The organism is Paraburkholderia largidicola (assembly GCF_013426895.1).
GTDB classification, from domain to species: Bacteria; Pseudomonadota; Gammaproteobacteria; order Burkholderiales; family Burkholderiaceae; genus Paraburkholderia; species Paraburkholderia largidicola.
In genome coordinates this window covers 388,529-415,484 of record NZ_AP023175.1, presented here as the reverse complement: position 1 = coordinate 415,484, position 26,956 = coordinate 388,529, and the positions used below count along the sequence as shown (strand labels likewise).

The 26,956-nt window shown below is 62.2% G+C and carries 26 protein-coding genes; 10 read left to right on the top strand and 16 right to left on the bottom strand.

Annotation, left to right across the window (positions count from 1 at the left end):
• The first annotated feature begins 20 nt into the window (after positions 1-20).
• Positions 21-959, top strand: coding sequence for an NHL repeat-containing protein (locus tag PPGU16_RS18585; protein ID WP_180724173.1), 939 nt, complete (start codon positions 21-23; stop codon positions 957-959).
• 19 nt (positions 960-978) lie between these two features.
• Here the strand turns inward: PPGU16_RS18585 and PPGU16_RS18580 are convergent, their stop codons facing one another.
• Positions 979-1,404 (bottom strand): TOBE domain-containing protein, encoded by a 426-nt coding sequence (locus PPGU16_RS18580; protein ID WP_180724171.1) that lies wholly within the window; start codon positions 1,402-1,404, stop codon positions 979-981.
• A 252-nt stretch (positions 1,405-1,656) separates the two neighbouring features.
• Here PPGU16_RS18580 and PPGU16_RS18575 point away from each other — a divergent pair, with 252 nt between their 5' ends.
• The 3 genes from PPGU16_RS18575 to PPGU16_RS18565 all read left to right on the top strand — a co-directional run bounded on the left by PPGU16_RS18575 (position 1,657) and on the right by PPGU16_RS18565 (position 4,634).
• On the top strand, positions 1,657-2,316 hold the full coding sequence (locus PPGU16_RS18575; RefSeq protein WP_180724169.1) for a M24 family metallopeptidase: 660 nt from the start codon (positions 1,657-1,659) through the stop codon (positions 2,314-2,316).
• 6 nt (positions 2,317-2,322) lie between these two features.
• Complete coding sequence (locus PPGU16_RS18570) at positions 2,323-3,240, top strand: LysR family transcriptional regulator (RefSeq protein ID WP_180724167.1); 918 nt, start codon at positions 2,323-2,325, stop codon at positions 3,238-3,240.
• 191 nt (positions 3,241-3,431) lie between these two features.
• On the top strand, positions 3,432-4,634 hold the full coding sequence (locus tag PPGU16_RS18565) for an NAD-dependent formate dehydrogenase (protein ID WP_180724165.1): 1,203 nt from the start codon (positions 3,432-3,434) through the stop codon (positions 4,632-4,634).
• A 68-nt stretch (positions 4,635-4,702) separates the two neighbouring features.
• On the opposite strand, the gene metE is transcribed toward PPGU16_RS18565, so the two are convergent.
• Positions 4,703-6,994, bottom strand: a complete 2,292-nt coding sequence (metE, locus tag PPGU16_RS18560; RefSeq protein WP_180724163.1) for a 5-methyltetrahydropteroyltriglutamate--homocysteine S-methyltransferase — start codon at positions 6,992-6,994, stop codon at positions 4,703-4,705.
• Between the two features lie 64 nt (positions 6,995-7,058).
• Here metE and PPGU16_RS18555 point away from each other — a divergent pair, with 64 nt between their 5' ends.
• Positions 7,059-8,012: a LysR family transcriptional regulator gene (locus PPGU16_RS18555; protein WP_180724161.1), complete on the top strand. Its 954-nt coding sequence runs from the start codon at positions 7,059-7,061 to the stop codon at positions 8,010-8,012.
• Between the two features lie 141 nt (positions 8,013-8,153).
• Here the strand turns inward: PPGU16_RS18555 and PPGU16_RS18550 are convergent, their stop codons facing one another.
• The 7 genes from PPGU16_RS18550 to PPGU16_RS18520 form a co-directional block, all read right to left on the bottom strand.
• Positions 8,154-8,957, bottom strand: coding sequence for a family 1 encapsulin nanocompartment shell protein (locus PPGU16_RS18550; protein ID WP_180724160.1), 804 nt, complete (start codon positions 8,955-8,957; stop codon positions 8,154-8,156).
• Positions 8,950-10,020: a Dyp-type peroxidase gene (locus PPGU16_RS18545; RefSeq protein WP_180724158.1), complete on the bottom strand. Its 1,071-nt coding sequence runs from the start codon at positions 10,018-10,020 to the stop codon at positions 8,950-8,952. The genes PPGU16_RS18550 and PPGU16_RS18545 overlap by 8 nt, the downstream gene beginning before the upstream one ends.
• A gap of 239 nt (positions 10,021-10,259) precedes the next feature.
• Positions 10,260-10,793 (bottom strand): formaldehyde-activating enzyme, encoded by a 534-nt coding sequence (gene fae, locus PPGU16_RS18540; RefSeq protein WP_007746889.1) that lies wholly within the window; start codon positions 10,791-10,793, stop codon positions 10,260-10,262.
• 158 nt (positions 10,794-10,951) lie between these two features.
• Complete coding sequence (locus tag PPGU16_RS18535; protein ID WP_224030857.1) at positions 10,952-11,302, bottom strand: hypothetical protein; 351 nt, start codon at positions 11,300-11,302, stop codon at positions 10,952-10,954.
• A gap of 40 nt (positions 11,303-11,342) precedes the next feature.
• Positions 11,343-11,726, bottom strand: a complete 384-nt coding sequence (locus tag PPGU16_RS18530; protein ID WP_180724157.1) for a response regulator — start codon at positions 11,724-11,726, stop codon at positions 11,343-11,345.
• Between the two features lie 158 nt (positions 11,727-11,884).
• A complete protein-coding gene (locus PPGU16_RS18525) occupies positions 11,885-13,438 on the bottom strand; it encodes a sensor histidine kinase (RefSeq protein WP_180724155.1) in 1,554 nt (517 codons plus the stop codon).
• A 202-nt stretch (positions 13,439-13,640) separates the two neighbouring features.
• On the bottom strand, positions 13,641-14,513 hold the full coding sequence (locus PPGU16_RS18520) for an STAS domain-containing protein (RefSeq protein WP_180724153.1): 873 nt from the start codon (positions 14,511-14,513) through the stop codon (positions 13,641-13,643).
• 364 nt (positions 14,514-14,877) lie between these two features.
• Here PPGU16_RS18520 and PPGU16_RS18515 point away from each other — a divergent pair, with 364 nt between their 5' ends.
• Both PPGU16_RS18515 and PPGU16_RS18510 read left to right on the top strand, forming a co-directional pair.
• Complete coding sequence (locus tag PPGU16_RS18515) at positions 14,878-15,168, top strand: hypothetical protein (protein ID WP_180724151.1); 291 nt, start codon at positions 14,878-14,880, stop codon at positions 15,166-15,168.
• Positions 15,169-15,314: 146 nt separating this feature from the next.
• Positions 15,315-15,578 carry a hypothetical protein gene (locus tag PPGU16_RS18510; protein ID WP_180724149.1) on the top strand — a complete coding sequence of 88 codons (264 nt, stop codon included), beginning with the start codon at positions 15,315-15,317 and terminating at the stop codon, positions 15,576-15,578.
• A gap of 121 nt (positions 15,579-15,699) precedes the next feature.
• Here PPGU16_RS18510 and PPGU16_RS18505 read toward each other — a convergent pair whose 3' ends face one another.
• The 6 genes from PPGU16_RS18505 to rbsK form a co-directional block, all read right to left on the bottom strand.
• A complete protein-coding gene (locus tag PPGU16_RS18505; RefSeq protein WP_180724148.1) occupies positions 15,700-16,716 on the bottom strand; it encodes a substrate-binding domain-containing protein in 1,017 nt (338 codons plus the stop codon).
• A gap of 177 nt (positions 16,717-16,893) precedes the next feature.
• The gene (rbsB, locus tag PPGU16_RS18500; RefSeq protein ID WP_180724146.1) at positions 16,894-17,862 is read right to left on the bottom strand and encodes a ribose ABC transporter substrate-binding protein RbsB; all 969 of its coding nucleotides are present in this window, start codon (positions 17,860-17,862) and stop codon (positions 16,894-16,896) included.
• Positions 17,863-17,969: 107 nt separating this feature from the next.
• Positions 17,970-18,926, bottom strand: coding sequence for an ABC transporter permease (locus PPGU16_RS18495; protein WP_180724144.1), 957 nt, complete (start codon positions 18,924-18,926; stop codon positions 17,970-17,972).
• Between the two features lie 103 nt (positions 18,927-19,029).
• Entirely contained in the window at positions 19,030-20,535 is a 1,506-nt protein-coding gene (locus PPGU16_RS18490) for a sugar ABC transporter ATP-binding protein (protein ID WP_180724142.1), read from the bottom strand.
• Between the two features lie 10 nt (positions 20,536-20,545).
• Positions 20,546-20,944 carry a D-ribose pyranase gene (gene rbsD, locus PPGU16_RS18485; protein WP_180724141.1) on the bottom strand — a complete coding sequence of 133 codons (399 nt, stop codon included), beginning with the start codon at positions 20,942-20,944 and terminating at the stop codon, positions 20,546-20,548.
• The gene (gene rbsK, locus PPGU16_RS18480; protein ID WP_180724139.1) at positions 20,941-21,831 is read right to left on the bottom strand and encodes a ribokinase; all 891 of its coding nucleotides are present in this window, start codon (positions 21,829-21,831) and stop codon (positions 20,941-20,943) included. Before rbsK ends, rbsD begins: the two co-directional genes overlap by 4 nt.
• A gap of 328 nt (positions 21,832-22,159) precedes the next feature.
• Between rbsK and PPGU16_RS18475 the strand changes: the two genes are divergently transcribed.
• The 3 genes from PPGU16_RS18475 (at position 22,160) to PPGU16_RS18465 (ending at position 26,365) form a co-directional block, all read left to right on the top strand.
• Positions 22,160-24,055 (top strand): FAD-binding monooxygenase, encoded by a 1,896-nt coding sequence (locus tag PPGU16_RS18475; protein WP_180724137.1) that lies wholly within the window; start codon positions 22,160-22,162, stop codon positions 24,053-24,055.
• Positions 24,056-24,074: 19 nt separating this feature from the next.
• On the top strand, positions 24,075-24,515 hold the full coding sequence (locus tag PPGU16_RS18470; protein ID WP_180724135.1) for a MarR family winged helix-turn-helix transcriptional regulator: 441 nt from the start codon (positions 24,075-24,077) through the stop codon (positions 24,513-24,515).
• Between the two features lie 185 nt (positions 24,516-24,700).
• Complete coding sequence (locus tag PPGU16_RS18465; protein WP_180724133.1) at positions 24,701-26,365, top strand: ankyrin repeat domain-containing protein; 1,665 nt, start codon at positions 24,701-24,703, stop codon at positions 26,363-26,365.
• 37 nt (positions 26,366-26,402) lie between these two features.
• On the opposite strand, the gene PPGU16_RS18460 is transcribed toward PPGU16_RS18465, so the two are convergent.
• Positions 26,403-26,945, bottom strand: a complete 543-nt coding sequence (locus tag PPGU16_RS18460; protein WP_180724131.1) for a carbonic anhydrase — start codon at positions 26,943-26,945, stop codon at positions 26,403-26,405.
• Positions 26,946-26,956 lie beyond the last annotated feature (11 nt).

Genomic DNA, 26,956 nt, shown 5'->3' with positions numbered 1-26,956 from the left:
AAGTCATTCAAGGAGATTTCATGTTCCGGGTATCGACAGCTACGTCTGGCCGTCTTGTTCGCTGTCTCTTTCAGGTCGCGATTGTCGGCCTGATCGCGCAGACGTATGGTTGCGCGTCGAGCAGCCCGGCAACGGATGCGACGCCCGTCGCGCTGGAAGGCGTACGGCCCAACGGCGTCGCAGTCGACACGAGCAACGGCGCCGTCTATCTGACCGACGACGCGAAAAGCAGCGTGCTCAGATCATCCGATGGCCGTACGTTTGCCCCTTATGCGTCGATTCCTCAATCGCCCGGACAGGGGATCAGTCTGAGTCAGATAACCTTCGACGATGCGCGCAATCTGCTGGCCGTGCGCTTTGGGTTCGGCAGCGCGAGTGCGGTGTTCGACGTCAAAGGCGCGGATGGCGCAATCATGCTGTCGGGGCCGAATCCCGCTCGCCGCAGGCTCGGCATTGCGGCCATTGGCTCGCACCAGGCGCTGTCGACGTGGTTCGTCAAGGAAGGCAGCGCACCCGCGACAGGCGGCGTGAGCCTGTTGACCTACGACACGGCCACGGGCCGCGCTACCGAGCGCGACCTCATCACGGGAATGGGCAAGCCGGTGGGTGTCGTCGTATCGGGCGATACGGTCTTCGTTTCGGATCAGGCGCGCAATGTGATCGTGCGCGCGTCGCTGGCGAACTTGCTGCAATCAGCGCAGACGGTTGCCGTTGCCGATACGTTCGCGAAGATCGAGAATCCGGATCTGATGGCGGGGGATGGTCGCGGCGCGCTCTACACGCATTGCAAGACGTCATCGATCTGCAAGGTCGCGCCGGACGGCAGCGTGAATGAAATCGCCACTGACTTTCACGACGCGCGCGGCGTTGCGGCCGATCCGGCGCGACACAGGCTTTATGTCGTCGATCGCGCAGCGGCAGGCGGGACCAGTTACCTGCGGATTCTGCCGCTGCGTTGAACCTGCGTCGAAACGTTGATCAGTCGACGCCGATAATCACGCTCGATGCCTTGAAGATCGCCGACGCCGCCGCGCCGCTCGAAAGGCCGAGCCGGTCGACGCTTTCATTGGTGATGATCGCGGCGATCTCCGCACCGCTTGCGGACGCAACGATCACTTCGCTGTTCACGGCGCCCTTCGTGACGGCCGTGACCGTGCCCGCAACGCGGTTGCGCGCCGACACCTGGCCGTTGCCCGCATCGACCATCACCAGCACCGACGACGCCTTCACCAGCGCAAAAGCCGGCTTGCCAGCTGCAAGGCCGAGCGACGACGCGCTGCCGTGCGTGATGACCGCGACGATGTCGAGTCCGTCCTGGGTGCGCAGCGTGACTTCGTCATTGACGGCGCCGGGTTTGACCTCGGTGATCTGTCCGGTGAAATGATTGCGCGCGCTGGTTCGCATGATGATGTTCTCCTCGAATGAGTCCCGCGTTCGTGCCACGGCAACCCGAAGTGTTAAGCCAACCCGAAGTCTATCGTTTATACCTATATCGCTGCCGCCCGTGTTTACGCGGTATGCAAAGCGCTATATCGCGCGACACAAGCGGCTTCAACCTGAGCATGATAGGTACGACGCGTCAAACGCGATATATTTACGTGTATATATCGACAGTACATTTGACATTTCCAACTCACGAGCGCGCGGAGCAGTACGTTGAATTCGACACATAAGGAAGCCGTCGGCGAGCAGTTCTCGCTGGACGCCATGCAGCACGCCAGAGTCATGACCTGGAACGCCGTCAACGCCATCGCCGCCGACGTGCGGCCGGGCATGCGGGAATCGGAGGCGAACGCGCTGGCGCTACGCATCCTGAAGGATCTCGGGATGGACAGGATCTGGCATCCCGTGCTCGTGCGTTTCGGCGAAAACACACTGAGAACCTTCAAGCAGCGATCGAACGGCGATCCGGTGCTGGCGGACAACGACATTTTCTTCATCGACCTCGGCGCCGTGTGGGCGAAGCACGAGGGCGACGCGGGCGCTACTTTCGTGTGCGGCGACGACCCGGACATGCAGGCGTGCGCGCAGGCGGCGCGCACGATCTACGACGAAGTCGAACAGCACTGGCGCGCGACGGGCTGCGCGGGCGTCGACCTGTACGTCTATGCGGCGCAGCGGGCCAATGCGCATGGGTTTCGCCTGAACGTCGACATCAAGGGGCATCGCGTGAGCGACTTTCCGCATGCCATCTACAAGGCGGGCGATCTCGGCGACTTCGCCGCGACACCGGCGGCGGGCGTGTGGATTCTGGAGATCCAGATCGCGCATCCGACGCGGCCGTTCGGCGCGTTCCATGAAGATCTGCTCGTCTGACTGGCCATGTTCATCCGCCAGCTGGACTACCTCGTCACGTTGGCGCGCGAAAAGCACTTCGCCCGTGCCGCCGACGCATGCCATGTCTCGCAGCCGGCCTTGTCGTCGGCGATCCGCGCGCTCGAGTCGGAACTCGGGCTGACGATCGTCAATCGCGGGCGACGCTTCGTCGGCTTCACGGAAGATGGCGAACGCGTGCTGGGATGGGCGCGGCAAACACTGGCGACGCTGCAGAACATGCGGCAAGACGCAATCTCCGCGCAGGACCGTCTGGTCGGCAAGCTACGCGTCGGCGCGATACCGACCGTGATTCCCGTCGCGTCGCGTGTGCTCGCGCCTTGCCTGCTCGAACATCCGCATATCCGCTACGACGTGCATTCGCTCAGCTCGGAAGCGATTCATCGGCAGCTCGACGAACTCGAACTGGATATCGGTCTCACGTATCTGGACTCAGGTGTACAGGCGGGCTTTGCAGTGCTGCCGCTGTATCGCGAACGCTGCATTCTGCTTTCGCCACCGGGCGATCATGCGGATCTCGTGGAAGGCGCATGCAGCTGGCGCGAGCTATCGGGCCTGCCACTCGGCCTGCTGCCGCAGACGATGCAGAACAGGCAGGTGATCAACGCCGCGTTCCGTCGCGAGCAGGTTCAACCGGAAGTGCTGATCGAATGCGATTCGTTGCTTGCGTTATACGGACATGTATTGCACGCGGGTATGTCCAGCATCTTTCCACACAGCCTGCTGAGCGTGCTGCCTGCCGGCGATCACGTGCGCCGCGCGTTGCTGATGCCCGAACTGACGCGTGAAATCGGCCTGGTGGCGCGCAATCGCGAGGCGATGCAGCCGCTCGTCGCCGCCTTCTGGCGCTGCGCCGAAGGACTTCGGCTGCAGGACGAATTCGACGCGCTGCTTCCCGTTTGCTGAATTGCCGCAACACGGTCGCGCCATTCGAACGCACTCGTTGATAAGCGACGCTTATCAGACCATTCGTCCAAACGATTGGACGCACATAGACGCGCCATAGACACTGCTTCACATCGTATGTGATGTATCACGTCGATATGTCGATAGAGCGCCGGCATGAAAATGCGCTCGACCAGACTGGAGCGAGACGAATGGCCAAGGTTCTTTGTGTGCTGTATGACGACCCCGTCAAAGGAATGCCGAAACAGTACGCCCGCGACGGCGTGCCTGAAATTACGCACTATCACGACGGTCAAACGGCCCCGACGCCGAAGGCCATCGACTTCACGCCGGGCGAATTGCTCGGCAGCGTCTCAGGCGAACTGGGACTGCGTCAATACCTCGAATCGCTTGGGCATACCCTCGTCGTGACATCGGACAAGGATGGTCCGAACTCGACGTTCGAACGTGAACTCGCCGACGCCGAAGTCGTGATCTCTCAACCGTTCTGGCCTGCGTACCTGACGGCCGAGCGCATCGCAAAGGCGCCGAAGCTCAAGCTCGCGCTGACGGCGGGCATCGGCTCGGATCACGTCGATTTGCAGGCGGCCATCGAGCGCGGCGTCACGGTAGCGGAAGTGACGTACTGCAACAGCATCAGCGTCGCCGAACACGTGGTGATGATGATTCTCGGGCTGGTGCGTAATTACCTGCCGTCGCATGAATGGGTGAAGAAGGGCGGCTGGAATATCGCCGACTGCGTCGAGCGTGCTTACGATCTCGAAGCGATGCACGTGGGTACGGTGGCGGCTGGCCGGATCGGTGCGGCCGTGCTGCGCCGGCTCAAGCCGTTCGACGTGAAGCTGCATTACACGGATCGTCATCGCTTGCCGCTCGACGTCGAGAAAGAACTCGGCGCGACGTGGCACCCGGATGTCGAATCGATGGTGAAGGCATGCGACGTGGTGACGATCAACTGTCCGCTGCACCCCGAAACGGAAAACCTCTTCAACGAAAAGCTGATCGCGAAGATGAAGCGCGGCGCGTATATCGTGAACACGGCGCGCGGCAAGATCGTCGATCGCGACGCAATCGTGCGGGCGCTCGAATCGGGGCAACTGGCGGGCTATGCGGGCGACGTGTGGTTCCCGCAACCGGCGCCGCGCGATCATCCGTGGCGCACGATGCCGCACAACGGCATGACGCCGCATATTTCGGGCACGACGTTGTCGGCGCAGGCGCGTTACGCGGCTGGCACGCGTGAGATCCTCGAGTGCTGGTTCGAGAAGCGGCCCATCCGCGACGAGTATCTGATCGTCGATGGCGGCAAGCTGGCGGGCGTCGGCGCGCATTCGTACAGCGCGGGCAATGCGACGTCGGGATCGGAAGAGGCGGCGCGATTCAAGACGGCGTAAGGCAGTCACGTTGAAGGCCACCCGCGGGTGGCCTTCAATTGTCGTTACCGAGCGAATCGACGAGAGCGTCAGACGCTTTGACGAAGTGTCTGTGCAGCCGCCACCATGTTCTTCAGCGCGGGAATCACTTCTTCCCATGCACGCGTCTTCAGGCCGCAATCGGGATTGACCCACAACCGTTCGGGCGGAATGCGCCCGGCCGCCTTCTTCATCAGATTCACGATGTGGTCTTGGCTCGGAATATTAGGCGAGTGTATGTCGTACACGCCCGGCCCGATCTGGTTCGGATAGTCGAAGTCGTCGAACGCATCGAGCAGTTCCATATCCGAGCGCGACGTTTCGATCGTGATTACGTCGGCGTCCATGTCGGCGATCGACGCGATGATGTCGTTGAACTCCGAATAGCACATGTGGGTGTGAATCTGCGTTTCGTCCTGCACGCCGTTCGCGGTGATGCGGAACGACTCCACTGCCCATTGCAGATACTCGCTCCACTGCGAGCGGCGCAACGGAAGGCCTTCGCGCAGGGCCGCTTCGTCGATCTGGATCACGCGCACGCCGGCCTTTTCGAGGTCCAGCACTTCTTCGCGGATCGCGAGCGCCAGTTGATGGCACGACACCGAGCGCGGCTGGTCGTCGCGAACGAACGACCAGTTCAGAATCGTGACAGGCCCGGTCAGCATGCCTTTCATCGGCTTCGTGGTTTGCGATTGCGCGTAACGGATCCATTCGACGGTCATCGCCTTTGGACGGCTGATGTCGCCGAACAGAATGGGCGGCTTCACGCAGCGCGAGCCATATGACTGCACCCAGCCGAACTGGCTGAACGCGTAGCCATCCAGTTGCTCGCCGAAGTATTCGACCATGTCGTTGCGTTCGGCTTCGCCATGCACGAGCACGTCGAGGCCAAGGGCTTCCTGTTCTTTCACGGCGCGCGTGATCTCGCGCTCCATCGCAGCCTTGTAGCCGGCCTGATCGAGTCCGCCGGCCTTGTACTGGCTGCGCGCGTGACGGATGTCGCCCGTCTGTGGGAAGGAGCCGATCGTGGTGGTCGGGAACGCGGGCAGGTTGAGAATCGCGGACTGCTTTTCTGCACGCTGCGGATAAGCGCTCACGCGCTTGCCGAGCGCCGCGTCGATACGCGCAATGGCGGCCTTGACGGCCGGGTTGTGCACGCGCGGCGACACGCGTCGGCTTTCGATAGCAGCGGCGTTCGCGTCGAGTGCATCGGCCACTGACTCGCGCCCATTGTTCAGCGCGCCCGCCAGCACCGTCAGTTCGTCGAGCTTTTGCAGCGCGAAGGCGAGCCACGATTTGATCTCGGCGTCGAGTTTCTGTTCACTGTTCAGATCGACGGGTGTATGCAGCAGCGAGCACGAAGGCGCGATCCACAAGCGGTCGCCAAGCGAGCCGTGCAGCGGTTCGAGCCATTCGAGCACTGCGTTCAGATCGGTCTTCCAGATGTTGCGGCCGTTGATCACGCCAACCGACAGCACTACTGCATCGGGGAGCTTTGCCGCGACCTGCGCGACTTCATCGCGCGCATTGATTGCATCGATATGCAGCCCGTCGACGGGCAGCTTGCACGCGAGTTCGAGGTTGTCCTGCAACGGCCCAAAGTAGGTCGCGAGCAGCAGCTTGATGCGGCGTGCGGACAGCGCATCGTAGGCCGTGACGAACGCGTCGCGCCACTTCGCATCGAGTTCCGTCACCAGCACCGGCTCGTCGAACTGCACCCAGTCGATGCCCTGCGCCGTGAAGTAGTCGAGCAGCGCTGCATAGACGGGCAGCAGGCGCGGCAGCAGCGCGAGCTTGTCGGAGTCGTCCTTTGCCTTGCCGAGCCACAGATACGTGACGGGTCCGATGATGACGGGCTTCACGTTGACGCCGAGCGCGCGGGCCTCGTTGATCTGTTCGAGCAGACGCGACGGGTCGAGCGAGAACTGCGTGTTCGCATCGAACTCGGGGACGATGTAGTGATAGTTCGTGTCGAACCACTTGGTCATTTCACCCGCCGTCACGCCGCCGCAGCACGCGCCGTGCGCGTCGTCGTTCTGCGCCGAGCGTCCGCGCGCGACGCGGAACGCGTTGTCGAGCGCATCGCCGTGAAAGCCGCGCACGCGCTCGGGCAGATTGCCGAGCGTGAAGCTCATGTCAAGCACCTGGTCGTAGAACGCGAAATCACCGACGGGCACGAAGTCCAGATGCGCCTGATCTTTCCAGTGCCGCTCGCGAAGCTGCGCGCCGGCCGCCTTTAGCTCGTCGCGCGTCGATTCGTTCTTCCAGTAATTTTCGAGTGCGAATTTTAGTTCGCGTTTCGCGCCGATGCGCGGAAAGCCCAGATTGTGTGTCGTGACCATCGCTATTCCCCGTTCGATAAATGTATCTGGAAGCGATGATAGAATTTTCGATGTATGAATAAAAATGGATTTATTTCATACAACGATTAATTCTGTTCATGGAGTGGAGATGCTGGAGCGCAGTCATCTGATGGTCGTGAGAGAAGTGGAGCGGCAAGGTTCGCTGACAGGGGCCGCCGACGTGCTGAATCTCACGCAGTCGGCGTTGAGCCACACGGTGAAGAAGCTCGAACAGCAACTGGGCACGCCCGTGTGGACCCGCGAGGGCCGCTCGATGCGTCTCACGCAGGCGGGCCAGTACCTGCTCGGTCTCGCCAACCGGCTGCTGCCGCAATTCGAGCTTGCGGAAGAACGCATGAAGCAATACGCGCAGGGCGAGCGCGGCACGTTGCGTATCGGCATGGAATGTCATCCGTGCTACCAGTGGCTGCTGAAGGTCGTGTCGCCGTATCTCGCGCGCTGGCCGGATGTCGATGTCGATGTGAAGCAGCGCTTTCAGTTCGGCGGCATTGGCGCGCTGTTCGGCTATGACATCGATGTGCTCGTCACGCCCGATCCGCTGAAAAAGCCCGGCCTGCGTTTCGAGCCCGTGTTCGACTACGAGCAGGTGCTGGTCGTCGCGGACGAGCATGCTTTAGCGAGCGAGCCTTATGTCACGCCGGAGCAGCTTTCGGCGGAAGTGTTGATTACCTATCCCGTCGAAACCGACCGGCTCGACATCTACACGCAATTCCTGACGCCCGCGAACGTCGTGCCGAAACGGCACAAGGTGATCGAGACGACCGACATCATGCTGCAGATGGTCGCAAGCGGGCGCGGCGTCGCGGCGCTGCCGCGCTGGCTTGCGGAAGAGTACGCGGGATGGATGCCGCTCACGCCGCTGCGGCTGGGCAAGAAGGGCATCGCGAAACAGATCTTTCTCGGCACGCGCGAGGCGGACGATGCGATCGATTATCTGAGCGCGTTCGTCGCGATGGCGCGCAAGGCGGATTGGACGGGGGCGAGGTTTCGGGACTAGGGCTACGGCTGCGTTCGCCGCTTGACGAAGCCAGATGCGATCGATCCCATGCACCATCGCCGTTCATGACGGACGGGCGACTTGTGCTGAAGCGCCGGCTTGGCAAGTGAAGCTCAGCGCACGAGGCGCTGAGCCTGCCGCTTACTCCGCCGGCACCACCGACACCGACGCCTCGCTCGTCAGCATCAGGAAGGTCAGCGTTTCGCGCAGATAGAGGCGCACGGCCGAATCCGTATGGCTTTGATAGCCAATCGACACGTCCTGCCCGAGATGCAGCTCGTAGTCGCCGCCGCGCATCGACAGCACACTACCGCCTTCGATCGCCGGCGCCCAGATGATGTCGCCATTGACGAGCCGCTTGATGTGTTCGAGCACCGGATAGCCCTGATCGCGCGCTTCGCCGAGCGCCGTGTACGCGTCGGCGCCGAGCAGCACGGAGTAGGGGCCATCGACGCCTGCCAGCCGCAACTGCTGCAGCGCGCCGCCGATTGCATCGGGGTAGTCCGCGACATCGGCGGGCAGCGTGAGCGACGCATTCGACGAACCCTCGCGAATCCCGACGATGCCCGCCGCCTTGTAGCCGTCGAAGATCGCACGGTCTTCGGCATAGGCGAGTTCCTTCGCGGCATCCTTGGCGGGCTGCCAGTCCGAGTCGTTCGCACCGCGCTCGACCGCATCGATCGCATCGCGCGACAGTTCGAACGGCACGTTCAGTTGCACGAGCGCCTTGACCTCGGCCAGCTTCGCGATCACACCATGATGCGGGGCCGCGATCGTCGTCTGATGCCCGGTGCCGACGCTGGACAGAGCGACGCCGCCCGGGCCCTTCACGTCCACCACGCGGCGGCCGGCGACCGAGCGCTTGAACGTGCGCGCCACTTCTTCTTCGATTTGCGACCAGGCTTCGCTGGAGATCGGGGCAAGCTCGCGATGCAGGTTATTCATATTGGGAAGTTCCTTTCAAAGAGCCAATATTCAGCGAGCCTTCGTGAGCGGGCTCGGCGGATGTGGGGAGGTCGGCGGGCACGTTCGGGCTCGCGTCGTCAGCGGTGTTCGCGGCTTGCGGATCGCGGTCTGCGAGCGCTTCGAGCAGCGGCGCCGAGGGCACGAAAAACAGTCCGCCTGTGGCCGCGTGGCTGAAGTCGAGCAGCCGGTCGTAGTTGCCGGGCGGGCGTCCGACGAACATGTTCTCGAGCATCTTTTCGATCGGATCGGGCGAGCGCGCGTAGCCGATGAAGTACGTGCCGAACTCGCCCGAGCCGGGGCGCCCGAACGGCATGTTGTCGCGCAGAATTTTCACTTCCTGTCCGTTCTCGACGAGCGTCGTCAGCGAACTGTGCGACGAGGTCGGCTTGACGGCATCGTCGAGTTCGATATCGGAGAGCTTCGTGCGGCCGATGATACGTTCCTGCGTCTCGACGGACAGCGCGTTCCAGCCCGTCATGTCGTGCAGATACTTCTGCGCCAGCACGTAGCTGCCCGATACGAATTCGGGATCTTCGTCGCCGATCATCGTGAAGTCGATGGCTTCGCGGCCGGTCGGGTTCTCGGTGCCGTCGACAAAGCCGACCATGCTCCGCAGATCGAAATAGCGGAAACCGTGCACTTCGTCGACGACCTGGACCGACTCGCCGAGCCGGGTGATCAACTGCGTGGCAAGCTCGAAGCACAGGTCCATCTGGTCGGCACGGATATGCAGCAGGATGTCGCCCGGTGTGGCGATCGCGCGGCGCTCGCTCGGTCCGAACTCGCGAAACGGATGCAGTTGCGCAGGGCGGGGCGCGCCGAACAGCGTGTCCCATGCGCCGGAACTGAAGCCGACCACGCATGACAGGTTGCCGGACGGGACGCGCTTGCCGACCGAGCGTACGAGCGCGGCGACGTCCGCACACCATGCGCGGGCGGTGGCGGCGTGCTCTTCGCCGTCGGCAAGCGTCGCGACGATGAAAATCGCGCTGCGGTTGATGGGGGTGGTGACGGCTTGGGGTTCTGGAATGTCGTTGGGCATCGGACCATGTCCTGTTGAAACCAATGCGGATTGCGTCGTGGCAGAAAAGGTGCCGGATTAGGAGAGTACCGCGAACAGGGGGTGTTTGTCGTACGAGAGGACGGGGCGGCCGCGTCGAAAACGCGGCGCAGCGTTCACGTCGGACTGACGTGACGTTATGGTGCTGTAAGTCGGCGTGTCATGCTTTGGCGAAATTCACGCGATTGCGGAATCGCACGGCGGGCCGGGGCGCCGGATGCTTAACTCCAGTCGTCCATGTCGTGTTTGATCGTATGACGGTTGGCGATCAGTGTGTCCACGCTCGGCTCGTTGCTCATCGCGCGCTGGATGGCCAGCTTGGTCGCTTCGTAGTTCGTGCGGTACATGTCCTTCTTGTCGAGATTCGCATCCGTGACGCAGCGCGGATCGATCCATACCAGACTGACGATGCATAGCTCGTTCGCCTGGTCTTTCGGCAAGATCCCTTCGATCAGGCAATCGACGATTGCATCGGCCGTGGCCGATTGCACGACGCCGCCGAACAGTTCGATGGTCGCCATATCCCGCAGCGTCACTTTCGGGACGATCATCGTCGCGGGCCGCACCATCTGGTTGCAGGCGCGAATCGCGAACATCGCCGTGTGACCTTTGCTTTGCGCCATCATGTTCGCGAATGCGTGCCCAACCGGCCCGTCGACGCGGCCGATCAGGATTTCGGGCATGGCGTCCGTCACCTGGCCGGGCGCCGCGAAGACGGTGGCTTCACCGGCGCGGAATGTCAGATCGATGCTCATCGTGAACCTCCTCTTTGATTGGACGACATGGGAGGTGCGATGAATGCAAGGGCAGTGCCATCGATTTCGACGCGCGGGAGCAGGGCGGCCGTCGAGCGGTTACGCAATATGTCCCGGGTTCGTGACAGAGTGAGTGACGAATAGCAGCGAGCGCGTGACTACCCGGCGGCAAAGACAGTCGCGCCTCGATCCTCGAAGTGGGCGGCGCTGCGAATGAAGCGGTATTTCTGGCCGCCAATTTCGAGGTGGTTACGTCCGCAGCGGGTCAGCCTGAGAATGTCGTCGACAATCGAGGCGCTGATCGCGCCGTGATACCGCCAATGGTCCTGGGCCTTCGTCGCGTCGCCGACGTATATCGCACAGAGGCCGTCGCACATCTGCATGACGAGCACGCTGCCGCCGTTATCGAGCGAGATTTCCAGATATTCGGCCAGTGTCAGCAGTGACTCCGTCGTCGCCATCATGACTTCCCCAAGAAGCGCAGCTTTGCGGGTGTCGTTCGTATTCACCCATCAACCGATCTGCCTGTTGGAGTCGACCCGGAATTTATCAGGGTCCTCCGAGCAACACCTTGATATGCTCGAGAAGCGTATCGAGTAAAACCGGCTTGACCAGGAAGCGATCGAAAACCGGTTCGCCGATGCTGATCGTTGCCGCCGTCCAGAGAATGATCGGTACGAGTGCAAACCTGCTATCTGCCTTCAGCGCGCGGCACAACGCGAGTCCATTCATGCCGGGCATCATCAGATCGGTAATGACGAGGGCGGGCGGCGACTGCTGGGCTTTGCGCCACCCATCCACGCCGCCCGTCGCCGTCACGACCTCGAAGCCTTCCATGCGCAGAAGCAGCGCCCATGCCTCCAGCGCATCGACAGCGTCGTCAACAAGCAGGATGGCGGGTCGCTCATCTGTGGTGCGGGAAGAAGCGTTCACATTGGCTTTCGGTAGACCTGCCGGCTGAATTGCCTGCAGCCCGGAGAAGCGCTGCTACACGGTCTTCTTGCACACGGCATACCCGCGTTTCAAAGATAGGCGATCATGCGCGAATCCACCAAAAAACAGTGAAGATTGCGCGATGAACCCTCAGTCTGTCACAAACGGAAACGCACGTCGATCTTGCTGTACGGCACCGAGCGGTCCACGCCCAGCGCGTCACGGCCGAAACCCGAATAGGTTTGCACGAGCCGCAAGCCCAGCCCCGTTCCCTCGGGCGACGGGAACGTATCGGGTAGTCCGTGTCCTTCGTCCGCGACGCTCAACAGTGCCGAGTTTGCGCCGTTGGCATGTAGCGACACGGTGATCTTTCCACGCCCATATTTGACCGAGTTCGTGACCAGTTCCGCCGTAATCAGACCCAGTGGGCTCAGGCGCACGGCGGCCACGGTGATGGGATCGGCGACAAGTTCGATTGGCCGTTCACCGATGACGGCCTGCAGATCGGTAATCAGCCCCTGCAGATAGCGCGCGGCGTCGGTGGCCGCAGAGCCGTTGTCCTGATAGAGGCGTTGATGGACCGAACCGACCGTCATCACGCGCACGGCCGCGGCCTTGAGCTGTGCCTTGACGGCCGGCTCGGGCGCCAGATTGCCCTGCAGGCCAAGCAAGGTCTGGACGAGTTGCAGGCTGTTGCGGACGCGATGATGGACTTCTTTCATCATGGCCTCGCTCGCGCCGAGCTGCTGCTCCTGATCGCTGATCAGTGCCGCGAGCCTGGCTTCCTGCTCATGGCGTTCCGTGACGTCGCGCGAGACGGCAACCAGACGTCCCGGCACGCCATGCTGCGGCTCGATCCTCGACACGGAGACATCCCACCAGGTTTGCGCTCCGTCAGTGGCGATGATGGGCGCCTCGAAGCGGGCGGGCGAGTTCGTCTGGGCGCGGGCGAGGGCGGCTTCGACAGCAGCGTGAAACTGGGCCGGCCATAGGGTCGCCCATTTCACGCCCTGCACGGCGGCGATATCGGCGACACCGACGTGCGACATCGCGCGCGCGTTCATCGACTGCACGACGCCTTCTTCCGTCATCACGGTGATGGGGTCCGGGCTCGCATAGAGGATGTCGGTGGACAGTTCTTCCGGGCGTCGGTCTCCGGCTTCGGCGGCGAGACGCTCAGCCGACATGGCGATGATATTCGCGACACCTTCGACGAAGGCGATGTCGCTTGCAATGAAGGCGTCTTCGTCGGGACTGTCGGCTTCCAGCACGCCGAACGGAGAAGGCACGCCGCGGATCGGCACGTTGATCGCCCGTTTGATGCCGTAGCGCTCGAGCAATATGGGTGTGCGAAAGCGCAACTCCGACGCGAGGTGATTCGACAACACGGCCTTGCCATTGGCGATCGCATAGCCGGCAGGGCTGCCGTTGTCCGCCGACAGCCGGGCGAAGCCGATTTCAGCGGGTGACCAGCCCACGCCTGCGACGAGCAGAAGATGATCGTGCTCGGGCACGTAGCGGAGCACCTTGACGAAATGCGAACCGAGGCCGTCGGCCACTGTGCGGCACGCCTCGTTCAGCACGGAAGTGAGGTTACGTGCGGCGAGGGCGGCCTCGCCAAAACGCACGACGAATTCGTGCTGACGTGCAGCCCGCGACGCGGAGCTTCCCATGGACGTCAGAAGGATTTCACTGCTCGGCAATTTTTCCATCTACCGTCTCACGGACCAGAACGTTCTATGTCGAATTCCCCCGCCAAATTACCACGTGGAAAAGAAAATATCTGCATTCCGCATAAGCGATTCTGGATCGGTAAAAAGTCCCGTACAGGTTTTGATTGAGTCGCGATCGTACGCAGGTCCTTGAAGTGGGAAGCGCGTTCTCGACGTCGTCACGCGATCACGCGTGACGCCTTCAGGCGCTTTTGCGGCTGCGCGCCCTGACGCCCGGGCCGGTCGCCTGTGCGATGCGCAGCGCGACGATGAATGCATCGGCAAGCGACGCGCGAGTGGTGATACTGGACAGGTCGACGCCCAGATGCACGACAGTCTGCGCAATCTGCGGGCGAATACCGCTGATGATGCAGTCCGTTCCCATCAAGCGCGCTGCCGCCACCGTTTTCATCAGGTGTTGTGCGACGAGCGTGTCCACGGTCGGCACACCCGTGATGTCGATGATCGCGACAGCGGCGCCTGTTTCGACGATTCTCTGCAGCAGGTTTTCCATCACGACCTGGGTGCGCGCCGAATCGAGCGTGCCCACCAGCGGCAGCGCGAGGATACCTTCCCACAGTTCGACGACGGGTGTCGACAGTTCGAGCAGTTCTTCCCGTTGCCGCGCAATGGTCGCTTCACGGCTGCGCTGGAAGACTTCGGTCGTATAGAGACCCAGTGCGTCCAACAGCAGCGTGATGGACCAGTTGGCATCCGCCATCGCAGCCATGTCATTACCGAACCCGACGCGCAACTGCGAATAGAGCGGCTGCTTCAGCGAAAACACAAACGCCGCGGTTTCGACGGGCGTGAAGCCCTGTCTGGTGCGCTGATTCGATACCTCGCTCAAAAGCACACGCACGGGCTCCCACTCGGGACGGTTTGCGTCGAGCGTGTCGCTCGATCTGAGCGTGCGGAGAAATACTTCCATGAATCCGACGAACTGGCTGCGCATCTCGGCTTCTGTTGCGAGGCCCCGTCTCAACGAAACGGAAAGATGCTGATCCAACCAGTTATCGAGTAGTTCCCGTTCGTTCAGGAAGCCCGCCAGCGCTTGGCCGGTGAAATGGTTCATCTGAGCCTGATGAGTGAAAGACCCGCGTAGATGGCGTCCGATGAGCTGACGGATTGATGAGTTGCCGCGCCATGGTACTCCATGCATGATCGTCGCGCTGCGCATTCTGGCGGGCATCGGCCGGTATCGAACGTGCCTGCTTCAAGCGGTTCGGAAAGCAAAGTTTCACTGTACAAACACATGAATGCGCGTACGATGGACTGAGTCTCTGCGCCTCGCGCTCTTTTCGGTTACAACGCCCGCCTGAATGCACCAACGCTGTCGCCCGACAGCCGCGTGTGCGCCCATCGTGACGCGGCCGTCTGGTTCGCGCTCGTCCCACCTGCATAATCTTCGCCGCATACCGCGGCCACAGAGGTGTCTCATGGAAGCCGCTGCATATCTATACAGGGGGCTTGAAGTTCGTCTGCTCGTTTATCCGCGTCAACGCACGATGGCGGGAACGGGGCACAGCTACGATCAGGGCTTCGATGCCGCTGTCCGGATCAACGAACCAGGGCAAAAGGAAGTGGAAGGGCGCAGCCGCGTGTTTCAACTCAAGGTTGAACGCGGCTTTGAAAATATCGGCGATGCGAGAAGGGCATCGACTGCTTATGCCGAACATCTCATTGATGCGTGTCCCTCGGGTCGAACCATCTGGGATGCTGAAGCGTAATACGACGATAGTCCGTCGTGTGGTTCGCTTCCATTGACGGTTGATGCGTAGCGTTGTGTGTTTAATTGCATCCATGACACGACGCGCACGGTGCGATTTCAATGAAAGCGAATTTTTTGGCGCGCAACGCGCGATGGGAGCGTCACATGCATTTCGATCCCGCAATGTTCCGAATAGACCCGACGCCGCGTCGCGCCGATGGCGAGTACATGGCGCACGCCATGATCAGTGGGCCGTTGCCGGACGGTGAATCGTTCATCCATGTGAGCGGCGATCTGGCGGGTTTCGATCTTCGTCAGGACGCTATCCAGTATGCGACCGACTGGGCGAACGACTGGCTGCAGAAAAGCTTCGACGGTTCGTGCAATGCGCCGCGAGCCTTGGTCGCGGCTGCAGGACGCGTTAGCTGAAAGCGGGGAATCGGAGGTCGTCTGGCCGGTTTTGTGATTTTACATAAGATAAATTATCAACAAAAAATTGAATTTTAAAAAATAGGGCCCGATACCCCGATCTGCAGCAAATGCGCGCTAATCAGCCGCCCGACCTGCGATATCGAATCCGCGCCGGCACCAGCCTCGAGTCCGGCTCGCCATCACCCTCGAGCAGAGAAAACACGCACCGCAGACTGTGCTCAGCCAGTTGCGCGCTATCCTGGATAATCGCGTCGATCTTGAACGGCAGACAGTCGAGCAGTTTATGGTCATCGAATGTCATCAGTTGTCCTGGCGCCTGCGCCAGTTGATGCGCATCGTTCATAAACTGCAGAACGCCTTCGAGCAGCGTAATCGAGCCGGCAAAGAGCGCTTGCGGATATCGCTGGTGTTCAGCGAACCACGACTTCATCAGCTCGTAGCCCGATTCACGCTGGTAATCCCGCTCGAACACCCAGTCGGGCCGTTCCTCGAGACCATGCTGGCGAAGCGCCTGCCGGTATCCGGCCAGACGATCGCGGCTCGCAGACAACTCCGGTTGACCGCCCAGGTAGACCACCTCACGTGCGCCTCGGGCGATGCTCTCGCCGACCAGCGTCGCTACCGTTTCAACGGCATCGGTGACGACGTACGGAATACTGCTCTCCTCGACGCGGCGATCGGCAAACACGAGAGGCAGACGCTTCATCCATTTCTCGTAGCGCTTCGCGTCGCCCGTGCACGGCACGACGATCAAACCATCGACCTGATGCGACACGAGGTGCGCAATACCTTCCGTCTCGCGCACCGGGTTTTCATCGCTCGTGACAAGAACGAGTTGATATTGATAGCGTTCGCGGCATTGCCATTCCATCGCCTGCGCAAGCGCCGCATGGGCAGAGTTGGTCAGGTCGGGAATCACAAGACCGATCGTGTTGCTGCGACGCGTGCGCAACGCACGCGCCGACTGCGAAGGCGTGAAGTGATGGTCCTTCGCGACCTGCAACACCCGTTCGACGGTCGCCGCGGATATCCGGTAGCGTTCGGCATAGCCGTTGAGCACCATGCTAGCCGTAGTACGGGAAACCTTCGCGAGGCGGGCAATGTCGTCGATGGTCAGACGCTCGAACTGGGTCACGCGGGCTTCCTGCAGGTCAATGAGTCAGGCGCAAGCGCACCGCTTCTGTGAGCAGCGCGTGCGTACGATACAACTTCGTCGGGGATTCGCCGGCCGCTAGAACCGGAGGCAGAGGCAGGCGCGCAGCGACGTGGGTCCTGGCGCCTGATGGTACTACGGGAAGGGACAGATGAGAACTTACTGCTTGTAAAGGTTCAGCGGCACAGGGATGAACTTGTCGACCGACTGACCGTCGACCAGCTTCTTCGCCGTCTGCACGCCGTACTGGCCGATCAGCTCCGGCTGCTGCTGCACGGTCGCCGCCATCTGGCCGCCCTTGACTGCCGTGATGGCGTCGCTGGTCGCGTCGAAGCCAACCACCGCGACGTTCTTCAGACCCGCCGCCTGCAGCGCCTTCACAGCGCCCAACGCCATCTCGTCGTTCTGTGCGAACACGCCCTGAATGTCCTTGTTGCTCTGGATGATGTTTTCCATCACCGACAGACCCTTCGCCCGGTCGAAGTCGGCAGGCTGCTTCGTCGCGATCTTCACGCCGCCCTTCGCCGTCACTTCGTCGTCGAAGCCAGCGCCACGCTCATTCGCCGCCGACGAACCCGGAATGCCTTGCAGTTCGACGATATTGCCCTTGCCGCCCAGCTTTTCCGCGAGGAAATCAGCCGCCATCTTGCCGCCGGCCTTGTTGTCCGAGGCGATATGCGAGCTGACATCCGCGCCGTTGACGCTGCGGTCGAGCGAGACGACCTTGATGCCCTTGCTGGTCGCTTCCTTGACGACGTTCGCCACAGCCGACGAATCGGTCGGGTTGATCAGGATCACGCTGACTTTCTTTTCGATCAGATCTTCGACGCTCGCCTGCTGCTTCGCGGGATCGTTCTGCGCATCGACCGTGATCAGCGTCACGCCGTCTTTGGCCGCTTCGCCTTCCGCGCCTTTACGCAGCGAGACGAAAAACGGATTGTTCAACGTCGAAATCGACAGGCCGACCGTGATCGCGCCGTTTGCAGCAGGCGCCGATGCCGCGCTCGCTCCGGCATCCGCCGACGTAGCCGGACCTTCCTTCGAGCATGCAACCAGACCAGCCATCAGCGTGCTTGCGCACAGCGCGGCGAAAAGCTTCGAGAATCGCGGCGAAACGGGTTTCTGCATTGTCTTCCTCTTCTTCCTTGTGTGGTGAAACTGGGTTTTGCTGTCCAGCAATCGGTAATCGATAAAGCTATGGGAAAGGGTCTACGCCCTTCCCTTGTCAACCTGCGTTACGACTTCTTGTTGCCACGATCGATCAGCACGGCGAGCAGGATCACGCCGCCCTTGATGACCTGCTGATAGAAAGACGACACGTCGAGCAGATTCAGGCCGTTGTTCAGAACGCCGATCAGCAGCGCGCCGACGAGCGTGCCGAAAATCCATCCGCGGCCGCCCGTCAGGCTCGTTCCACCGAGCACGACGGCGGCGATGGCGTCGAGTTCATAGCCGGTACCCGCAGTAGGTTGCGCGGAGTTCAGACGGGACGTCAGCACGACGCCCGCGAGCGCGGCCATGACGCCCGAGATCGTGTACACATACAGCTGGATGCGATCGACCTTCACGCCCGAGAGCTTTGCCGACTCGGCGTTGCCGCCCGTCGCATAGATGTGGCGGCCAAACACGGTCTTGCGCAGCAGCACCCAGAAGATCGCGAACATGACCAGCATGAGCACGACAGGAATCGGCACGAGTCGGGCAACGTAGCCGCCGCCGAGCAGCGAAAAGAAGTCGCTGTTGAAGCTGCTCAGCGGACTGCCGTTCGACAGGACCAATGCCAGTCCGCGAAGCACCGTCATCGACCCGAGCGTCGCGATGAACGGCGCAACCTTGCCCTTGCTGATCACGAGCCCGTTCACCAGTCCCATCAGGCCGCCTGCAACGAGTCCGGCGAGCGTCGCGAGACCTGCCGGCATGCCCGACGTCAAAAGGCTCGCGATGATGACGGACGACAGCGCCAGTACCGAGCCCGCAGAAAGATCGATGCCGCCCAGCAGAATCACCAGCGTCATGCCGAATGCAATCAGCGCATTGATCGACGCCTGACGCATCACGTTCAGCAGGTTGTCGACGGTCAGAAAATTGTGACTGACGATGGAGAGTCCCACCGCAATGACGAGCAGGGCAATAAACGGCCCAAGCTTCTGCAGCGTCGCGCGGTTGGTCGGTGTGATACTCAGTTGCGCCATGATGTGTCTCGCGTTGTGTCCTTTCGCTTGCGACAGGACCATTTCAATGGGATGCACGGCGCGCGGTCATTGCGCAGCCGTCAGGGTTCAGGTTGGACGGTGTCTATGCGGCAACCGAAACAGGCGTCGCAATGCCGCCCGCTGCTGCCGTCATGATGAGTTCCTGCGTTGCGCCCTCTGCATCGAACAGTCCGCTCTGGCGGCCCTGATGCATGACCAGGATCCGGTCGCTCATCGCGAGGACCTCGGGAAGCTCCGACGACACCATCACGATTGCGACACCGCGCTCGGCCAGCTGATTGATGATCGTGTAGATTTCGGCCTTGCCGCCGACGTCGACGCCGCGCGTCGGTTCGTCGAGCAACAGCACCTTGGGCGGTCGCGCAAGCCACTTCGCGAAGACCACCTTCTGCTGATTGCCGCCCGACAGCGACTTCACGTCCAGTTCCGCATCCCGCGTGCGCACGCGCAACTGCTCGATCAGGCCATCGACTGCCTGGCGCTCGGCCTTGCTGTCGACGAAACCGAAGCTCGCATAGCTGTCGAGATGAACGAGCGTCGCGTTCTCGCGCACGGACATACCCAGCACGAGCCCCTGCCCTTTCCGGTCTTCCGTGACGAAGCCGATGCCGGCCGCAATCGCGCCGGATGCATCGCGGACCTCGAGCGGCTTGCCGTCGAGCGTGACCGTTCCGCCCGTCTTCCGGTTGGCGCCGAACAGCGTTCTCAGAATTTCGCTGCGCCCTGCTCCCATCAAGCCGGCAATGCCCAGCACTTCGCCCGCGCGTACATCGAACGAAACGCCTGCGATGTTGCCGTGATCCGCGAGATCCTTGACCTGCAAGCGGACCGCGCCCGGCTTGTGCTGCCGCTTCGGGAAGCGTTCGCCGAGTTCGCGTCCCACCATCAGCCGGACGATCTCGTCGAAACCCGTATCCTTGATTGCGCGTTCGCCGACGAAATGACCATCGCGCAGCACGCTGATCTTGTCGCAGATCCGGAAGATCTCTTCCATGCGGTGCGAGACATAAACGATTGCCACGCCGCGAGCCTTCAGCGACAACATGATCTCGAACAGCGTGTCGATCTCGCGATTGGTGAGCGCAGCCGTCGGCTCATCCATCACGACGACGCGCGCATCGAGTGAAAGCGCTTTTGCGATCTCGACGAGTTGCTGCCGGCCGATCGACAGTTGACCGGCTTCCGTCTGCGGATCGATGTCGCGCGCGCCGACCATGTCGAGCCATTTGCGTGCTTCACCGCGCATCTTCGCGTTGTCGACGATCCCGAACCGGCTCGGTTCGCGGCCCAGGAAGAGGTTCTCCATCACCGTCAGTTGCGGGATGAGGTTCAGTTCCTGGTGGATGATCGCGATGCCGGCATGTTCGGCCTCGACCGTGTTGCGAATCTGCGCGGCGCTGCCGTCTATCAGGATCTTGCCGGCATCAGCCTGATAGACCCCGCACAGAATTTTCATCAGCGTCGATTTGCCGGCGCCGTTCTCACCCATCAGCGCGTGGATTTCGCCCGCGCTGATGTGAAAATCGACGCCCTCGAGCACACGTACCGGTCCGAAGGCCTTGCCGATGCCCTGCATCAACACTTCCATGGTGTGCCTCTCAGAAGATGACGCCGGAATGCAGAATCACATTCGCGTAAGGACTGCACTCGCCCGTGCGGATGATGGCTTTCGCCACGCGGGAGCGCTGCTTGAACTCCTCGTGCGGCACCTGCTCGACGTCGATCCTGCTGGCCGCCATCTGTGCGATGCGCGCCACGACAGCGGCGTTGTGTTCCGCGCTCTCGCTTGCAAATACCGCGCGTTCGACCTTGAAGTCGGCGAGCACGCTGTCGAGCACGTCGAAGAAACCCGGCACGTTGAGCGCAAGCGATACGTCGATGCATTCCACGCCTTCGGGAATCGGCAGGCCGCAGTCGGCAATCACGACGCTATCCGTGTGGCCCATCGATGCCAGCACGCGCGCGATGTCGCGATTCAGGTGACCAAGCTTTTTCATGATTGGGTCTCGAGAAATGTGTCCAGTTCGGCGAGCGTCGGCATGCCACCTTGCGCGCCTGCGCGCGTGACGGAGAGTGCTGCCGCCGCGTTGGCGCGCCGCACTGCCTCGTCGATCCCGAGACTCCAGAAAGCTGCGAGTGCGCCGTTGAACGTGTCGCCAGCGCCTGTCGTGTCGACGGCATCGACCTTGAAGCCGGCTTTGTGGACGAGCTTGCCGTCCATGTCGGCGTAGCTCACGCCTTCCTTGCCGCGCGTCATCGCGATCTGGCCGGGACGCCGCGCGAGTTCATCGGCCCACGCCTCTTCACGCGTCTGCAACGCGGTCGCGAGCTCATGCTGGTTGGGCGTCAGCAGCGTGACGAGGTCCAGCAGTTCGTCGCTCAATGAGACGGCGGGAGCAGGATTCAGAAAGAACGGCTTGTTGAGTGCGCGAGCGCGGCGCGCCGCATGCAGGACGGTCTCGTACGGGACTTCGAGTTGGGCCAGCACGACATCGGCCTGCTCGAATACATCGGCGGCGCGGTCGATATCTTCGGGCGACAGCTCCGAGTTGGCGCCCGGCACGACGACGATCGCGTTATCACCGCCCGTCAGCGTGATCGATGCGATACCCGTCGCCTGGCGTGCGGTGGTGACGTAACGCACGTCCACGCCTTCGCGTACGAGCGTCGCCTTCATCTCTGCACCGAACGCGTCGGCGCCTACCCGCCCGACCATCGTCACCTGAGCGCCGAGCCGAGCCGCCGCGACGGCCTGATTCGCGCCTTTGCCGCCAGGGCTCGTCGAAAAGCCCGTGCCGAACAGCGTCTCGCCCAGTCGGGGAAACGTGTTGGTGACGACCACCATGTCCATGTTGATGCTGCCCACCACAACTACGCGCGCCATGCCATTCCTTTCAAACGCTGCCGCTGAACCTTGCCAAACTTGCAAGAAATCGCCGTGCTAAAACGTCATCAGCTACGGAGCGCAATTTATAGCAGAGTCGGCCGTCGCACGGAATAGGACTTAGGGTTTTACCCGATATGGCGACGCGAGCGGCGTTCCGATGGCTGCGTGCCGGATATCCGCCGCTTTTTCGGACGCAACCAGGGAAAGGTCTTCGAAATCCTCAGGCCAGGGTAAACATCCACTGCTGCACGAAGTGCTTTTAAATGGTTGGTGTACGGAGTATATTCGTTTCCACGATGACGCATTCGAACTGGAGGAAGACACCATGCAATTTCATCTCAACGGTTTCCGCGTCGGCGATCCGACCATCGAGCCGGCCGCCGAAGGCGCACCTCGCGTCGAGATGCCCGACACCGTCGACGTGCTGATCGTCGGAAGCGGTCCTGCGGGGCTCGTGCTGGCAGCACAACTCTCGCAATTCCCGTCGATCCGCACGCGCGTCGTCGAGCGGCGCTCGGGGCCGTTGCTGATGGGACAGGCAGACGGTGTCGCGTGCCGGACTGTCGAGATGTTCAATGCGTTCGGCCTCAGCGACCGCTTGCAGCGCGAAGCGTACTGGGTCAACGAAACCGTGTTCTGGCGACCCGATGCACAGGATCGGGGTGCCATCAAGCGTACCGGTCGTGTTCAGGATACCGAAACAGGCATGTCGGAGTTTCCGCACGTGATCGTCAATCAGGCGCGCGTGCAGGACTATCTGCTCGATGTCATGCGCCGGTCCGCGCAACGGGTCGAGCCGGACTACGGTCTGGAAGTGGTCGACGTGCAACGCGACGATACGGGCGACTACCCCGTGCGCGTCACGTTGCGCCGCACGGATGAAGCACGGCTTGGCGAGGAAATCACAGTGCGGGCGCGCTACGTCGTCGGGTGCGACGGTGCTCGCAGCCGCGTGCGCACGGCTATCGGACAAACGCTGCGCGGCGATGCGGCGAACCACGCTTGGGGCGTGATGGACGCGCTCGCCGTCACCGACTTCCCGGACATCCGCCTGAAGGCCGCCATTCAGTCCGCGAGCAAGGGCAACCTGCTGATCATTCCGCGCGAAGGCGGCTACCTGGTGCGCTTCTATGTCGATCTGGGCGAGGTCACGCCCGAGAATCGCGACAGCATCAAACAGACCACCGTCGATCACATCATCGAGACGGCGCGGCACATCCTGCATCCGTACACGCTCGATGCCAAGGAAGTCGCGTGGTTTTCCGTGTATGAAGTGGGACAGCGCCTGACCGATCGCTTCGACGATGCCATTGCAGCCGACGGAACGTCTCGCGAGCCGCGCGTGTTCATCGCGGGCGATGCCTGTCACACGCATAGCGCAAAGGCGGGCCAAGGCATGAACGTGTCGATGCAGGACGGCTTCAATCTCGGCTGGAAACTCGGGGCGGTGCTGCAGGGACGCAGCGACGCCGATCTGTTGCGTACGTATTCCGACGAACGTCAGCCCATCGCGCAGGAGTTGATCGACTTCGACAAGGAATGGTCGGCGATGATGGCCGCGCCGCCGAAAGATCCCAACCGGCCCGAAGCAGGCGGCGTCGATCCGGCTGAGCTGCAAGCCTATTTCGTTCGCGCGGGCCGATATACGGCTGGCGTCGCGACACATTACCGGCCGGGTATGTTGACGGGTGAAGCGACGCACCAGGCGCTCGCCCAGGGCTTCGTGATCGGCACACGGTTTCATTCATCGCCCGTCGTGCGGCTTGCGGATGCAAAGCCCGTCCATCTGGGACACGCAGCAAGCGCGGACGGTCGCTGGCGCCTGTACGCCTTCGCGGATGCGAAGCGAACTGCGCTCGATGCGCTGTGCGAGCATCTCGCGACATCGCCTGATTCTATCGTGCGGCTCACCACGCCGGACGATGCCGACGTGGATAGCGTATTCGATCTGCGCGCGGTGCTACAGCAGCCGCATCGCGAAGTGCGTCTCGACGATCTGCCCGCGATGTTGCTGCCGCGCAAGGGACGCTATGGCCTCATCGACTACGAGAAAACATTTACGAGCGACGCAGCGACTGATATCTTCGACGCGCGCGGCATCGACCGCGAACGGGGCGCGCTCGTCGTGGTCCGTCCGGACCAATACGTCGCGCATGTTCTTCCACTCGATGCATACGCGGAACTGAACGCCTTTTTCCGGCCGATATTCCGTATGCACTAACCCGCTCGATACGCCGAAATTGCCGACCAGACACGACAACCCCGAAGCGCTCTCGAAATTTACGGGCAGTCTCGTGCGCCGCGCCCAGCAGCGCCACGTAGCGGTGTGGCTTAACGAAGTCTCCGCGGAGATCACGAGCGTCCAGTACGCGGCGCTCGAGATCCTGCATAAGACACCCGGCGTCAATCAGCGGCAACTCGGCGATGAACTCGACGTGGACCGTTCGACGATCGCCGATCTCGTCGCGCGCATGGTTCGCAACGGCCTGATCGAACGGTCCGACGATCCCGTCGACAAGCGCAGTTATGTGCTGTTTCTCACTGCGGACGGCAAGAAGCAGCTTGCAAGCTTGCGTCCGCGTGTCGAGGAAGTCGAGCGCATCCTCACGGCGAGGCTGACGCAGCGCGAATCTCTCGAGTTGCGGCGACTGCTGCTGGCGCTGTTGCCGCCGCAGGAATAGATCCGTGCAATTGCGCGGGAGTTGACGGCGCTGCCCGTCTTCTCCTAGCATCTCGTCAGCGGTACAGGCCGCTTCCGGGTCCGCGGAAAGAGTTGAACTCACCTGCGATAGCCAATGCGTTATCTCACCATCCTTTGTGCAGGCGGTGTTGCGGACCGACAGCCTCCAATGCACGAGGATCCGCAATGAAGACTCTGCCTTCCGGGGCCAATCTCGACCATCTGAAGAAGCAGGCGAAAGAACTGCTCCGCCTCTATCGCGATGGCGATGCAACGGCTATCTCGCGCTTCACCAGCAACCTTCCCGCCGCCGCGCATCGAACGCGTGACGAAGTCGTCGCACTCGGATTGCGTCTGCACGATGCGCAATCCTGCATCGCGCGCGAGTACGGCTTCGCTTCATGGACAGAGCTTCGCCTGTATGTCGAAAGCCGTGCCGTGCCGCGCGAACAGCAGGATTGGATCCGGTACTGGCTTGGCCTTGCTTACGGCGGCGATGTCGTTGGCAGCTACGACGCGGGAAGACCGCGCGTTGCGGCGCAGTTGCTGCGCGATCATCCTGGCTTGCCTTCGTCGGATGTGTCGGTCGCGTGCGCCGCGGGACAACTCGATGCAATAGCCCGCGCAGTCGCCGCCGATCCGGACTGGATCAACCGGGCGGACGGGCCGCTGAATCTTCCGCCGCTCGTCGCCGTCACGCATTCGCGCCTCGGCCAACTGCCGGAGTTTGCTGAACGTCTGCGCAATTGCGCGCGGTTTCTGCTTCAGGCCGGCGCCCATCCCAACCAGCGTATCGGTAATCGTTATCCGCCCGCTACGCTGGCGTCGCCCGACGAGTCGGAGCCGTTGTCCGCGCTCTACGGCGCGGCGGGCGTCAATCGCGATGCCGTTTTGACAGAGATGCTGCTGACAGCGGGAGCGGACCCCAACGACGGAGAATCGCTCTATCACTCGCTTGAGGAGCCAGCGTGCACCCGCCTGCTGCTCGCGTATGGCGCGCGCGTCGGCGGAACGAATGCGCTGCGCCGGGCACTCGACATGCCGAGCCCTGTTGCACTGGAACTGCTGCTGGCACACGGCGGCGATCCAAATGAACCCGTCGAAGCCGGTCCGACGACGACATGGGGACCGCCGCTGATGCGCGCGATCGCCGTGCGGCGATCGGCTCGTCATATCGCCGCCCTGCTCGCCGCCGGCGCCGATCCGCAGGCGCGCACGCCCGGTGGCGTCAGTGCCTGGCGGCTGGCGATGCAAACGGGACTGCGCGAGGTCGCAGATCTGTTGCGCGAAGCCGGGGCAGACGACACACTCAGCGCCGAAGACGAGTTCGTCGCGGCCTGTGCGCGTGCCGATGCAAGCGAGGCGCGGCGCATTCAGGCACTGCATCCTGATCTTCCTCGTGCTTTGCCGGAGCACCAGTTGCGGCTATTGCCGGATACAGCCGCCTGGGGATCCCGTGAAGCGGTCAAGGTCATGGTCGAACTCGGCTGGCCGATCGCTGCGCGCGGCGGTGATTGGGACGCGTCGGCGGTGAACCATGCCGTGTTTCGCGGCGATGCCGAATTGACTGCGTTCCTGCTTTCTCATGGAGCGAGTTGGCGTGAGACGCATGGATTCGGTGCCGACGTGCTGGGCACGCTGTCGTGGGCTTCGTTCAATGAACCCGATGTGATTGAACACGGCGACTGGATCGGCTGCGCTCGCGCGCTCGTCGCGCATGGATTGCCTGAGATCGAGCGCGATCCAGCGGATGCCGAACGACTGCTGATCGAAGGCCGGCCAATGCGGTTTTCGGAAGGCGTCGCGCAAGCGTTGCTGCCAGATGATCGCGTGACTTCGAAACCCGATTGACCGCGCCTGTTCTGCACGATGGCCGATGCGGGAACCGTCAGGCGGCAGGCGCCCGCAACGGTGCTGGCGGGACGACCGTTTCGATCTTGCCGGTTTTGACGTCGTAGACCAGACCCGACACCACCATGCCATCGGGCAGCGCCTTGTTTGCCCTGAGCGCTTCGACATCGAGCGCGACCGCCTTGTAGGGTTCGGTGATCGCGAGATCATCGAGCGCATCCGTCTCGACATTGAGATGCTTCGCGAGCAAGGCGGGCGCATGCCGGTGACAGCCGATGATCCCGCAATCGGTGTGCTGAAGGAGCACGAGATTGCGCGCGCCATCCGGGCGCCCCGCCGATGCCGCGACGACGCTCAACACCGCCAGCGTTTCGAGTAACGCGTTGTTGATGCGCCCGCCCACGTTCCGGATCACGGCCGCTTCACCCTGCTTCAACCCCAGCACATTCACGGGATCGACGCGCGGGTCGACGCAACCGATCACGACCGTCCCCGTCGACGGAAGCATCTTGAGTTCCGGCGAAAACCCGGTCTCGGCGAACTGGGCGTTGCGCTCCAGCATGACATCGTTGAAATTCATTTCTGCTACTC

What these genes read in the sequence shown, in the direction of transcription:
- PPGU16_RS18585 (WP_180724173.1), top strand. Translation starts at nt 21, where the DNA reads ATGTTCCGGGTATCGACAGCTACGTCTGGCCGTCTTGTTCGCTGTCTC.
- PPGU16_RS18580 (WP_180724171.1), bottom strand. Translation starts at nt 1,404, where the DNA reads ATGCGAACCAGCGCGCGCAATCATTTCACCGGACAGATCACCGAGGTC.
- PPGU16_RS18570 (WP_180724167.1), top strand. Translation starts at nt 2,323, where the DNA reads ATGTTCATCCGCCAGCTGGACTACCTCGTCACGTTGGCGCGCGAAAAG.
- PPGU16_RS18565 (WP_180724165.1), top strand. Translation starts at nt 3,432, where the DNA reads ATGGCCAAGGTTCTTTGTGTGCTGTATGACGACCCCGTCAAAGGAATG.
- metE (WP_180724163.1), bottom strand. Translation starts at nt 6,994, where the DNA reads ATGGTCACGACACACAATCTGGGCTTTCCGCGCATCGGCGCGAAACGC.
- PPGU16_RS18555 (WP_180724161.1), top strand. Translation starts at nt 7,059, where the DNA reads ATGGATTTATTTCATACAACGATTAATTCTGTTCATGGAGTGGAGATG.
- PPGU16_RS18550 (WP_180724160.1), bottom strand. Translation starts at nt 8,957, where the DNA reads ATGAATAACCTGCATCGCGAGCTTGCCCCGATCTCCAGCGAAGCCTGG.
- PPGU16_RS18545 (WP_180724158.1), bottom strand. Translation starts at nt 10,020, where the DNA reads ATGCCCAACGACATTCCAGAACCCCAAGCCGTCACCACCCCCATCAAC.
- fae (WP_007746889.1), bottom strand. Translation starts at nt 10,793, where the DNA reads ATGAGCATCGATCTGACATTCCGCGCCGGTGAAGCCACCGTCTTCGCG.
- PPGU16_RS18525 (WP_180724155.1), bottom strand. Translation starts at nt 13,438, where the DNA reads ATGGAAAAATTGCCGAGCAGTGAAATCCTTCTGACGTCCATGGGAAGC.
- PPGU16_RS18520 (WP_180724153.1), bottom strand. Translation starts at nt 14,513, where the DNA reads ATGAACCATTTCACCGGCCAAGCGCTGGCGGGCTTCCTGAACGAACGG.
- PPGU16_RS18515 (WP_180724151.1), top strand. Translation starts at nt 14,878, where the DNA reads ATGGAAGCCGCTGCATATCTATACAGGGGGCTTGAAGTTCGTCTGCTC.
- PPGU16_RS18510 (WP_180724149.1), top strand. Translation starts at nt 15,315, where the DNA reads ATGCATTTCGATCCCGCAATGTTCCGAATAGACCCGACGCCGCGTCGC.
- rbsB (WP_180724146.1), bottom strand. Translation starts at nt 17,862, where the DNA reads ATGCAGAAACCCGTTTCGCCGCGATTCTCGAAGCTTTTCGCCGCGCTG.
- PPGU16_RS18495 (WP_180724144.1), bottom strand. Translation starts at nt 18,926, where the DNA reads ATGGCGCAACTGAGTATCACACCGACCAACCGCGCGACGCTGCAGAAG.
- PPGU16_RS18490 (WP_180724142.1), bottom strand. Translation starts at nt 20,535, where the DNA reads ATGGAAGTGTTGATGCAGGGCATCGGCAAGGCCTTCGGACCGGTACGT.
- rbsD (WP_180724141.1), bottom strand. Translation starts at nt 20,944, where the DNA reads ATGAAAAAGCTTGGTCACCTGAATCGCGACATCGCGCGCGTGCTGGCA.
- rbsK (WP_180724139.1), bottom strand. Translation starts at nt 21,831, where the DNA reads ATGGCGCGCGTAGTTGTGGTGGGCAGCATCAACATGGACATGGTGGTC.
- PPGU16_RS18475 (WP_180724137.1), top strand. Translation starts at nt 22,160, where the DNA reads ATGCAATTTCATCTCAACGGTTTCCGCGTCGGCGATCCGACCATCGAG.
- PPGU16_RS18465 (WP_180724133.1), top strand. Translation starts at nt 24,701, where the DNA reads ATGAAGACTCTGCCTTCCGGGGCCAATCTCGACCATCTGAAGAAGCAG.
- PPGU16_RS18460 (WP_180724131.1), bottom strand. Translation starts at nt 26,945, where the DNA reads ATGAATTTCAACGATGTCATGCTGGAGCGCAACGCCCAGTTCGCCGAG.